Raw genomic sequence first — 11246 nt, forward strand, 5'->3', positions numbered from 1 at the left:
CGGCGTCGGCGGGCTCGTCCACGAACTCGGCGCCGGGCGCGGCGAAGGCCTCGCGCACCGACCCGGCCAGCGCGTCCTGGCCGGGTTCACCCACCACGGACACGGTCTTGCCCCGGACCTGCGACGCCTTGCGGCCCGCCAGCGGCCGGGCGACCCGGCGCGAAACGTATCTGACCGGCGCGCGCCCGAGACTGTCCACTGTGGAGGCTTCGGGCTTGAGCCGCGCCTCGATCCATTCGGTGAGCGCGTTCGCCGTGCGCTGGCGACTGAGCTGGTCCTGCCCGTCGTCCACCAGCGAGGCCAGGCCGAGTTTCGTCAGCAGCGTCCCGGCGATCTCGGTGCGTTTGATCGAGTCGATCGACAGATCGGCTTCGAGGTCGAGGTCGCCGTCGATCATCTCGACCGGGTAGCCGGTGCGATCGCTGATCACCCCGACGACCGAGGTGAGCACGCTGACCGCGACCTCCTGAACAGGGACGGGCTGGACAACGGCTGGCTGGACGACGGGCACGGGCTGGGCGATCGGCGGCACGGCGGCCTGGACCACGGACACCGTGGCCGCGCCCAGGTACCCGAGCATGACCTCGCGCTGCGCGGCCACCAGCTCACGGCTGGTACGGAGGAAGTCGGCCACCACCTGGTCGCGGCCGTCGGTCTGCTGCTGGTTCATCGACGTCCTCGGGATTCGTCGGGCGGGCGCGAGCCCGTGGGCCGGGAGTGCGCCGCCGGGGGCGCGGACGAGCTGGCCGTCCACGGTCCAGGGGGCGGTGGTCGGCGGCACGGTGATCGTCACCCTGCCGCGGAAAAGCCATTCGGTGCGGACCGGCGCACCGGCGACGGCGAGGGTGGCGACCGCGGTGAGGAACCCGCGGATACCGCCGCCCGGTTCGCACGGGACCGTCGTGTGCGGCCGGTCGCCGAGGATCTCGCCCACCAGCCGGGACAGCACCCGGCCGGGCCCGGCCTCGACGAACGTGCGCGCGCCCGCGGCGTACATGTCCTCGATCTGGTCGACGAACCGCACCGGGGAACCGATCTGCGCGGCAAGCTCGGCCCGGACAGCGCCGGGCTCGTACGCCTTCGCGGTCCGGTTGGACCACACCGGCAGCATCGGGTCCCGCACGTCCGCCGCGGCCAGTTCGAGGGCGAACGCGGTCGACGCGGGTGCGACGAGCGGACTGTGGAAGGCGCAGGCGACGGGGATCCGCTTGGCCGCGAAAGCGTTCTCCCGCAGGACGCGGACGACCTCGTCGACGGCCGCGGCCGGACCGGACAGCACGACCTGGCCGGGCGCGTTGTGGTTGGCCACCACGACTTCCCGGCCGACCCGCTCGACGTTGCGGCGAAGGAACGAAGTGACGTCCTCCCGCGAGGCCTTCACCGCCGCCATCGCGCCGGGCTCGGCACCGGCGGCGTCGACGATCGCCCGCGCCCTGTACCGGCTGAGCCCGAGCAGCGTCCCCGCGTCGAAGGCCCCGGCGACGGACAGCGCGACCAGCTCGCCGTAGCTGTGCCCGGCGAGCACGTCCGGCCGGATTTCGAGGCGCTCCAGCAGCGCGCACAGCGCCGATTCGACGAGCCCCAGCGCGGGTTGCGCCGCGCGGGTGTCCTTGAGCGCCTCGTCCTGGGCGGCCGCCGCCTCCTCGCCGAACGCGCGGGGCGGGAACGTCGTCGCGGCGACGTCCGGGGCGAGCCGCAGGAAGTCCTTGAGCTCGGGAAAGTGCACGAAGAACTCGGCCAGCATCCCGGTCCGCTGACTGCCCTGGCCGGGGAACAGGAACGCGAGCTTGCCGAGCTCGCCGCCGTCCGCGGTGAGACCGCCGGTCTCCAGCTCGGCCCGATCCCCCGCGACCACGGCGAGCCGCACGGGATCGGCCGAACGGTCGGCCAGTTCGGACGCGAGCGCGGCCAGCTCCCGCAGCGGACGCCCGGGGTTCGCGGCGAGCAGGTCCCGCCGCACCCGCTCGGCGGTCTCGAGGTCGGAACCGCGGAACAGGAACAACTCCGCGTCCCAGTCCCGCAGCCCGTGCCGGGTTTCCGGCGGCATCGGCGACGCCGCCAGCACCGCGTGGAAGTTGGTGCCCCCGAAGCCGAACGCGCTGACCCCGGCGAACCTGCGACCGCCGCCCGGCGTCCACGGCCGGGCAGTGGTCGAGAAGGTGAAGGGGCTGCTTTCCGCTTCCCAGGCCTGATTCGGCTTCTTGAGATGCACGGTCGGCGGCACGACCTCGTGCCACAGCGAAAGCGCCGTCTTGATCAGCCCGGCGAGCCCGGCAGCGCATTTCGTGTGCCCGATCTGGCTCTTCACCGAACCGAGCGCGCAGCCGCCTGGCTCGGCACCGGCGTCCTGGAAGAACGCGGTCAGCGCCTTCAGCTCAGTGGCGTCGCCCACCACAGTTCCGGTGCCGTGCGCCTCCACCAGGCCGACGTCCGCGGGCGACACCCCCGCGTCGGCGTAGGCCCGCTCCAGAGCGCGCCGCTGGCCTTCGGGACGCGGGGCGGTCAGGCCGAGGGCCTTGCCGTCGCTCGCCGCGCCGATGCCCTTGACCACGGCGTACACCCGGTCGCCGTCACGTTCGGCGTCGGACAGGCGCTTGAGTGCGAGGCACGCGACGCCCTCGCCGAGCGCGATGCCGTCGGCCGCGCCGTCGAAGGGCCGGCAGCGCCCGGTCGGCGACAACGCGCCGGCCGAGGTGAACATGAGGTAGTCGGTGATCCCGTTGTGCAGATCGACCGCTCCACAAAGGACCATCGAACTGTCTCCCTGCCTCAGGTGCATGCAGGCGAGGTCGAGCGCGGCGAGCGAAGAGCCACAGGCGGCGTCGACGGTGTAGTTCGCGCCGCCGAGGTCGAGCCGGTTGGCGATGCGGCCGGAGATGACGTTGGCCAGCGTGCCGGGGAACGAGTCCTCGGTCAGCTTCGGCAGCTGGGCCAAGAGCTCTTCGGGCACTTCCTCGAGGTACGACGGCAGCAGCGCGCGCAACACCCCGGCGTTGGCGAGGTCTCCCCCGGCCTCCGCCCCGAAGATGACGCTGGTCCGCTCGCGGTCGAACGGCCGTTCGCCGTAGCCGGCGTCGGCGAGCGCGCGGCGCGCGACCTCCAGCGACAGCAGCTGGGCGGGGTCGATGCTGCCCATGGAGTTCGGCGGGATGCCGTAGGCCATCGGGTCGAACGGGATCTCCGGCAGGAAACCGCCCCATTTGGACGGCGTGACCGCACCGGGATCGGCAGCGTTCTGTCCGAAGTAGACGGACTGGTCCCAGCGCTGCGACGGCACCTCGGTCACCGCGTCGAGCCCGCGCAGCACCGTCGACCAGAACGCGGGCAGGTCGGGCGCGCCGGGGAAGGCACAGGCCATCCCGACGATCGCGATCTCTTCGCCGCCGGGCCGCTCGTCCCCGGCCGGCGCGGACTGCTCCGCGCCAAGGAACGCGGCCGCGCCCTCGGTGACCTCGCGGTGCAGCTCGGCGATCCCGGTCGGGCCGTCGCGCAGGACGGCGACCTGACCGGCCATGTACATGCCGTCGGAGAACTGTTCCTTCTCCCCCACCGCGACCAGCTCACCGCCCTCACGGCGGAGTCCCTTGCTGGCGATCCGCAGCCGTCCGGCGTTGAGCTCCTCCAGCCGCTGCCACGCTTCCTGCGGCGGCAGTTCGGCCAGCGTCTCCCTGGCGGCGGCGAACTCGTCGACGTAGGGGCTGGGGAGACACCGGGTGAGGTGGCCGGGCGCGGTCTCCAGCGTGACCGTGGACTGGGCCACCACAGCCCAGGTCTGGAACAGATCGGTGATCGCGCCGTGCTCGACGGCCTCGGCGGTGAACAGGTAGGCGGTGCCCATCAGCACGCCGACCCCGGCGCCCGTGGCGGCCAGCTCCGCGGCCATCGCGGCGACCATCGCCGCGGACCGCGCGTCGTGGATCCCCCCGGCGAACAGCACCTCGACACCGTCCACACCGGACTCGCGCAGCACGTCGAGCTGGGACTCCCACAGCGTGAAACTCGACCGCGGGCCGACGTGGCCGCCGCACTCGGCGCCCTCGAAGACGAACCGGCGTGCCCCGGCGTCGAGGAACTGACGCAGCAGGATCGGCGACGGCACGTGCAGGTAGGTCGCGATGCCCTCGGCTTCCAGCACCTTCGCCTGCGCGGGCTTCCCTCCCGCGATGAGCACACACCGCGGCCGGGCCGCCCGGATCGCGGCGAGCTGCTCGGCGCGCAAAGACTCGGAGACGAACCCGAGAATGCCCGCGCCCCAAGGCTTCTCGCCGAGCAACCGGCCGGTCTCGGCGAGCAGCTCGGCGGTCCGCGGGCCGTCGGCGGTGGCCACCGCGACGAACGGCATCCCACCCTGCTCGGCGACAGCGGCCGCGAAGCCCGGCTGATCGCTCACCCGCGTCATCGGGCCCTGCACGACCGGCAACGCCGAGCCGAGGGACCGGCACAGCGGCCCGCCCTGTTCCACCGGCGACACCCGAGGAAGGTCCACAAGGGACGAGACGAGCGAACGGACGGCGTGTTCGGCGTGGGTGAACCGCGCGGCGAGCAGCGCGGCGAGCGGGCCGTCGGCGCCGACCGGCAGGAACGCGCCGGAGGTCGCGATCTCCTCGGCGGTGAAGTCCTTGGTGTCCTGTTTGGTGCCGGGCGCGGAGAACACCCGGTGCTCCCCGAGCACCGCGGTCTCCGAACCGTCCATCCTGGACAGCAGCTGCCGGGTCCGCCACGGCACGTCGGACTCGGGGAACAGGGCCAGCTGGCTGTCGAGGACCACCCCGGCGGCGCCGCCCGCGACGGCCGCCACGGCCGTCCGCGGCCCGATGCCCCCGCAGGCCCAGATCGGCAGCTCCTCGCCGAAACGCTCCAAGAGCAGCTGCAGCAGCACGAACGTCGTCAGCTCGCCGACCCGGCCGCCCGCCTCGTTGCCGCGCGCGACCAGGCCGCTCGCCCCGGCGTCGATCGCCAGTGCCGCCTCGTCGGCACTGGTGACCTCCACCAGTGCCCGCCGGCTACCCGCGGCCGCGACGTCACCGACCGTCCACGATGAACTCCAGCCGAGCAGCACGAGCTCGACTTCCGGGCCCGCCAGCACTTCCGCCGGGCGGGCCACGCAGCCGTGCGGCACCCGCACGCCGAACGGGGCACCAAGCCGGGCCCGGCAGTGCGCGAGCGCTCCAGCGCTTCGCGCGGCCGGGCCGCCGAGGTCGAGCACACCGAACCCGCCACCCCGGGTCACGGCGGCGACCAGGCGCGGGTCGGGCTGTCCGAAAGGTGACACCCCGAGCAGCCGCAAGCGTGCCTCGGTCATCGGCGGACCTCCTGTTCACGGGCGGGGATGGTGGCGCGACCGCGTCAGCGCGTGTGATACCAGCGGTTTGCACTGCGGCATAGTCGGCCGGACAACGGTAAACAATCGTCGATACGCGGAGGGCGAGCGTACCACCCGAACGCCGCATCATGCTAAAGTCACAACCGTGAGAAAAATCGTAAGTCAAGCCAAAAGATCCTCTTGACCTGCACTTTTATCATGTACGTTCTAGTTTTTTTGTTCAATTTACTCACGCCGGTCACAAAAGATAAGAATTGTCTCGTTAAATGGGATAAGCGCAGCACTGGAGCCCCCGTGGAACTGACAGGACGAGTGGTCGTGCTCACCGGCGCGGCACACGGTATCGGCGCCGCGATGGCGCGTCGCTTCGCCGCGGAAGGCGCCCGCGGGGTGGTGGTGTCCGATGTCGACCTCGACGCCGCGCGGGCCGTGGCCGCCGACATCACCGACGCCGGCGGGCGGGCCGTGGCCTGCCGCGCGGACGCGACGTCCAAAGTGGACTTGCAGCAGCTGGTCTCCAGGGCGCGCGAGGAGTACGGCCCGGTGGACCTGTTCTGTTCCAACGCGGGCATGGCCTTCGGCACCGGGGTGCACGCGGCCGACGAGCAGTGGGCGAGATCGTGGGCGGTCAACGTGATGCAGCACGTCTACGCCGCGCAGGCGGTGCTGCCGACCATGCTGGCACGACACCGGGGCTACCTGCTGATCACCGCGTCGGGCGCGGGCCTGCTCGGCACACCCGGCGACGCGCCGTACTCGGTGACGAAGCACGCGGCCGTCGGGCTCGCCGAGTGGCTGGCCATCACCTACCGGCCGCGCGGCATCCAGGTGAGCGCGCTGTGCCCGCTCGGCGTGCGCACCGCGCTGCTCGAACCGGGCATCGCCGCGGGACATCCGGCCGCGATCGCCATCGCGGCCGCCGCGCCGCTGCTGGAGCCCTCGGAGGTGGCCGAGTCCGTCGTCCACGGCCTCGGCACCGAGGAGTTCCTGATCCTGCCGCACGAAGCGGTCCGCGAGACCTACGCGCGCAAGGCCCGCAGCGTCGACGACTGGATCGACCGGACCATCCACGGCACCATCACCACGATCCCGGAGGGCTGAGCCCATGGAACACCGACGACTGGGCGCGAGCGGTCTCGCCGTCAGCGAGATCTCGTACGGCAACTGGCTCACCTACCGCGACAACGCCGCCGAGTGCGTCACGGCCGCGCTGGACGCGGGCATCACCACCTTCCACACCGCGGCCGCTTGGGGCGCGGGGGCGGCGGAGGAGTCGCTGACCAAGGCGCTGGGCGAGACCCGGCGCGACGACCTCGTGCTGTGCACCGGGGTGTTCTGGCCGGAGGGACCCGGGCCGAACGACGCCGGGCTGAGCCGCAAGCACGTCACCACCTCCCTGCACGGCTCGCTGCGGCGGCTCGCGACCGACCACATCGACGTCTACCAGCTGCTGCGCTTCGACTACCGCACGCCGATCGACGAGACGTTCCTGGCGCTGTCGGACCTGGTGCGGCAGGGGAAGATCCTGTACGTCGGCACGGCGGAGTGGACGGCCGAGCAGATCCTGCAGGCCGCCGCCGCCGCCGAGCGCCACGCCGTCCCGCTGATCGCCAACCAGCCGCACTACTCGATGCTGTGGCGGGTCGCCGAGGCGCAGGTGATGCCGGTCTGCCAGCGCGCGGGCATCGGGCAGTTCGCGTCGGTGCCGCTGGCGCAGGGGGTGCTGACCGGGAAGTACCGCGTCGGCCACGTGCCCGCGAACTCACGCGCGACCGGCGACGAGGAGGCCCGGCAGTCGGTGTGGCCCTTGCTGGCGAAGGAAATCCTCGAGCGGGTCGGCCTGTTGCGGGGCGTCGCCGACGAAGCCGGGCTGACCATGGCGCAGCTGGCGCTGGCGTGGACGCTGCAGAACGAGACGGTCGCGTCGGCGCTGGTCGGCGCGTCCACCCCGGCCCAGGTGACGGAGAACGCGAAGGCCGCGGGCACCACCCTCGACTTCGACGCGCTCACCCGGGTCGACCAGCTCCTCGGCAGTTTCATCCAGACCGACCCCCGCCTCACCTGGTCACCCCCGGCGACCACCCGCCCCTGACCCCCGCAGGTCCCTGAAGGCCACCATGACGGCGTTAAACGCCGTCATGGTGGCCTTCAGGGACAGTCAGCGGCGGGCGAGGGTGGAGTGGAGGGGTCAGTTGATGGTGACGGTTGCGAGTGCGGGGTCCTGGCCAGCGTCCATCGTGCAGGGCAGGTCGAAGGTGCCGAGGTCGGTCGGCGTGCCGTCCGCCTGCCTCGGCGTGATCTTGCCGGTGAACGCGCTGCCGACGGCGAACTTCACCGTGCCCGGCTTCTTCACGGTCAGCCCCGGGACCGGGCCGGTGATGGTGATGGCCATGCCGCCGCTCGCGGGCACCGGGGTCGACGGGAACGCGAGGCCGTTGAGCGTCACGCCCAGCTCGGTGTCGTTGTAGTTCACGTCGACGTTCGCCGCGGCGGAGCCCTCGACGGTCGCGGCGCCGATGAGCTGCAGCGCGCTGACGATGTCCTCGTTGAGGTTCACCCCGACCGAGAAGTCGGTGACGGAGATGGGCGAGCCGGTGGCGACCGAGTCCGGGAAGGTCGCCGCCACGGCGGCGGTGACCTGGTTGCTGCCGATCAGCGGGAATTCGCAGCTGAAGGTCAGGTTCTTGGCGACGGCCCCGGCCGTTTGCGCACCGCCCGCGGCGGCGGTGCCCGCGGTCACGGCGGTGAGCGCGGCGGCGGCGGTGACGGCGGCCGAGAAAAGTCTGAACTGGCGACGCGACATGGGGTACTCCTCGAAGGTCCGCACGGGAACCGATCCGAAAAACAATTCTCCGGATGGGTGGGGAAAGTGAAGAAGAACCGACGAGGGTGAATCGAACGCGACCACATCGTCGGCACGACAGAACTGACAGTACGACCGGGAAAAAGGGCTGGCAACAGTTCTCCGGAAGCGGAGCGGTTCAGGAATAACCCAACACCGTTGTTGTCACGCGGGGACGAGCCGCGAAGCGGGAAGTTGTCTCCGGCGTGCTCGATTCCGCGCCGCAGGCCCACGGACCGCTGGTCCACCGCGATCCGGAAAATTTGTCACCGGATGACGAGGCCGAACCCCGGTCTTTGTCATGATCGACTCCGGTTTCTCCGCCTTAGGGGTGAACTCCCGGCGCCCCCGGCCACCGGCCGTTGACACTTCGCCCGCGCATATTTACCTTGACGTAGCAGGAATCAGGCCAGCTTCGCGGAAACGACGTCGTCGCCGCGAAGACAAGGAGTGCTGCCGATGTCGGTACAGGCCGGGGAACGAAACAATGACGTCCACCCTTCCGCCCCGGCTCTTCAGCCCGAGGAGAATTCGCCGGAAAACGGCCAGGCCCGCGATTTGTGGTCCTCCTTGCCCCGCGCGGTCGCCGTCCGGTTCCGGCCGCACGCCGCCACCATCGGGAAAACGATCCTGCGGGAGATCCAGCGCGCCGTCCCCGAATACGCGCAACCGCTGGAAGGCCCGTTCGGCGAGGTGACCATCCGGGGCGTCGAGCAGGCCGTGCTGAGCTGCCTCGGCAACGCGGGCAACCCGGCGCCGCGGCGCGACGACCGGACCGAGGAGTTCCGCGAGATCGGCAAGCTGATCTTCCTCGACGGGCGCAGCCTCGACTCGCTGCAGGCCGCGTACCGCATCGGCGGCCGGGCGGCGTGGCGCTACCTGTCCCGCCTCGGGCAGGCGATGGAGCTGCCGTCACGGCTGCTCTGCACGGTGGCCGAGGCCATTTTCGCTTATGTGGAGGAGATTTCCGCGCTCTCGGTCGAGGGGTACACCGCCGCGCAGTACCGCGCGGCCGGCACGCTGGAACGCCGCCGCCGCCGTCTGCTCGAACTGATCCTGGCCAGCCCGCCGTCGTCCCCGCAGGTGATCGCCGACCTCGCCGCCGTCGCGGGCTGGCAGCTGCCGGAGTGGATCACCGTGATCGCGCTGGAGAACCGGTCCGACCAGCACCAGCTGCCGACGCCCTCGCTCGACGGCGAAGTGCTGATGGACCTCGAAGGCGCCGACCCGTGCCTGCTGGTCGCGGGCCGGGAACCGGACCTGTCCGGGCTCCCGGCCGCGCTGGACGGCTGGCGGGCCGCGGTCGGGCCGCGCGTCCGGCTCGACGACGCCTCGACCTCGCTGCACTGGGCCAGCCGCGCGCTCGACCTGATGTACCGCGGGGTGCTCGACGACGGGCCGGTGGTGCGCAGCGACGACCACCTCTCGACGTTGTGGCTGCTGACCGACAGCTTCCTGCTGCGAGAGGTGACCGTTCGCGCGCTGGAGCCGCTGGACGGCCTGACACCGAAACAGCAGCTGCGGCTCGGGGAGACGCTGCTCGCCTGGATCGAGTGCCGGGGCAACGCGCCGGACATCGCCGAGCTGCTCAAGATCCACCCGCAGACCGTGCGCTACCGCATCCATCAGCTCGCCGAGCGGTTCGGGGAGCGGCTGAACGACCCGGCCGAGCGCTTCGCGATCGAGATCGCCCTGCGGGCCCACCGCCTGCTGGGCACCCAGCCCCCCGCCTGGCGCCGCGCTTAGCGGACCGGCCGGTAGGTGTGCACCATGACGCCGGTCGGGAAGGTGACCGAGCCGGTGAGCTCGAGCTGACGCCGCGGCGCGGTGGTGAACAGCCGCTTCTTGCCCTCGCCCAGCACGATGGGGTGCACCATCAGCCGGTACTCGTCGATCAGGTCGTGCTGCGCGAGCAGGTTGAGCAGCTCGCCGCTGCCGGCCAGCAGCAGGTCGCCGCCGTCACTGTTCTTCAGCTCCGTGACCGCCTCGACGACGTCGCCCTTGAGGATGGACGCGTTCCAGGTCGCCGTCTCCGGCGTCCGCGACGCGACGTATTTGGGCATGCCGTTCATCTTGTCGGCGAACCCTTCCGAGTCGCTCATGGTCGGCCAAGCCCGCGAAAAGCCGTCGTAGGTACGACGACCGAGCAGCATCGCCTCGAAGCCGAACAGCTCCTCCTTCTTGTACTGGCCGGCCTCGTCGGACCAGAACGGCATGGACCACTCCCCCGGCTCGTCCATGAAACCGTCAAGGGTGACGTACTCGGTGGCGACGATCTTCCTGGTCATTTTCGGTACCTCTCTCCGGTGGGGCTCGACCCTGCGTCGAACGGGACCCTGCCGCATCGACAGCCGGGCTTTGTGGCGCCGATCACAGTATTGGCCGGGCGTACCGTGAGAGAGGGCGGACGGCTGGAGGGCACGGACATGACGGAGAACCTGGTCACCGGACGGCTGGTGCTGCGGCGCTGGGAGATCGACGACGCACCGGCCGCGCTCACCGTCTACGGCCAGGCCGGGGTGGCGCGCTGGCTGAGCCCCGCGATGGACCGCGTGCCCGATCTCGCCGCCATGCGGCTGATCCTGCAGCAATGGATCGCCGAGGACGACCGGATGGCGCCCCCGGCCGGCCGCTGGGCGGTGCAGCGCCAGGGTGACGGCGAGGTCATCGGCGGGGTCGTCCTGCTACCACTGCCGCCCGGCAACGAGGACCTCGAGATCGGCTGGCAGCTCCACCCCGACGTCTGGGGCCAGGGTTTCGCGAGCGAGACCACGCACGCGCTGGCGACCTGGGCGTTCGGCCAGGGCAGCGACGAGATCTTCGCCGTCGTCCGGCCGGGCAACACGCGCGCGGCCGCCACGGTTCGCCGCACCGGCATGCAGTGGGTCGGCGAGACGGACAAGTACTTCGGCCTCACCCTGCAGGTCTTCCGCCTCCGCCCGGCCGACCTCACCCCCTAGTACTACAGGGCTAGATCTCTAGCATCTGGAGGCGGAGGCGTCGTCTGAAGTGGCTTCTTCGTGCGTCTGCCTGGTGTCCGCGTCGCCAGGCAGACGCACGGAGGCCCTGGTCGATGACGTG

Annotated in this window: 7 protein-coding genes; 4 read left to right on the forward strand and 3 right to left on the reverse strand. The window is 71.3% G+C overall.

The genetic code is table 11. The features are described from left to right. The coding region (locus tag QMK34_RS45310) for a polyketide synthase (RefSeq protein WP_326421072.1) at positions 1-5302 on the reverse strand (5302 nt) is incomplete at its 3' end. Positions 5303-5617: 315 nt separating this feature from the next. Between QMK34_RS45310 and QMK34_RS45315 the strand changes: the two genes are divergently transcribed. Together QMK34_RS45315 and QMK34_RS45320 are read left to right on the forward strand one after the other, a co-directional pair. Continuing rightward, on the forward strand, positions 5618-6424 hold the full coding sequence (locus QMK34_RS45315; protein ID WP_326421074.1) for an SDR family oxidoreductase: 807 nt from the start codon (positions 5618-5620) through the stop codon (positions 6422-6424). Between the two features lie 4 nt (positions 6425-6428). Then, positions 6429-7415, forward strand: coding sequence for an aldo/keto reductase (locus QMK34_RS45320; RefSeq protein ID WP_326421076.1), 987 nt, complete (start codon positions 6429-6431; stop codon positions 7413-7415). A gap of 96 nt (positions 7416-7511) precedes the next feature. Here the strand turns inward: QMK34_RS45320 and QMK34_RS45325 are convergent, their stop codons facing one another. After that, positions 7512-8126 (reverse strand): DUF6801 domain-containing protein, encoded by a 615-nt coding sequence (locus QMK34_RS45325; protein ID WP_326421077.1) that lies wholly within the window; start codon positions 8124-8126, stop codon positions 7512-7514. A gap of 498 nt (positions 8127-8624) precedes the next feature. Between QMK34_RS45325 and QMK34_RS45330 the strand changes: the two genes are divergently transcribed. Then, positions 8625-9911 (forward strand): helix-turn-helix domain-containing protein, encoded by a 1287-nt coding sequence (locus QMK34_RS45330; protein WP_326421078.1) that lies wholly within the window; start codon positions 8625-8627, stop codon positions 9909-9911. Here QMK34_RS45330 and QMK34_RS45335 read toward each other — a convergent pair. Then, a complete protein-coding gene (locus QMK34_RS45335; RefSeq protein ID WP_326421079.1) occupies positions 9908-10453 on the reverse strand; it encodes a dihydrofolate reductase family protein in 546 nt (181 codons plus the stop codon). The genes QMK34_RS45330 and QMK34_RS45335 overlap by 4 nt on opposite strands. Positions 10454-10591: 138 nt before the next feature. Between QMK34_RS45335 and QMK34_RS45340 the strand changes: the two genes are divergently transcribed. Beyond that, positions 10592-11125, forward strand: a complete 534-nt coding sequence (locus tag QMK34_RS45340) for a GNAT family N-acetyltransferase (protein WP_326421080.1) — start codon at positions 10592-10594, stop codon at positions 11123-11125. Positions 11126-11246: the final 121 nt, after the last annotated feature.

This window comes from Amycolatopsis sp. H20-H5 (genome assembly GCF_035828755.1).
GTDB lineage: Bacteria > Actinomycetota > Actinomycetes > Mycobacteriales > Pseudonocardiaceae > Amycolatopsis.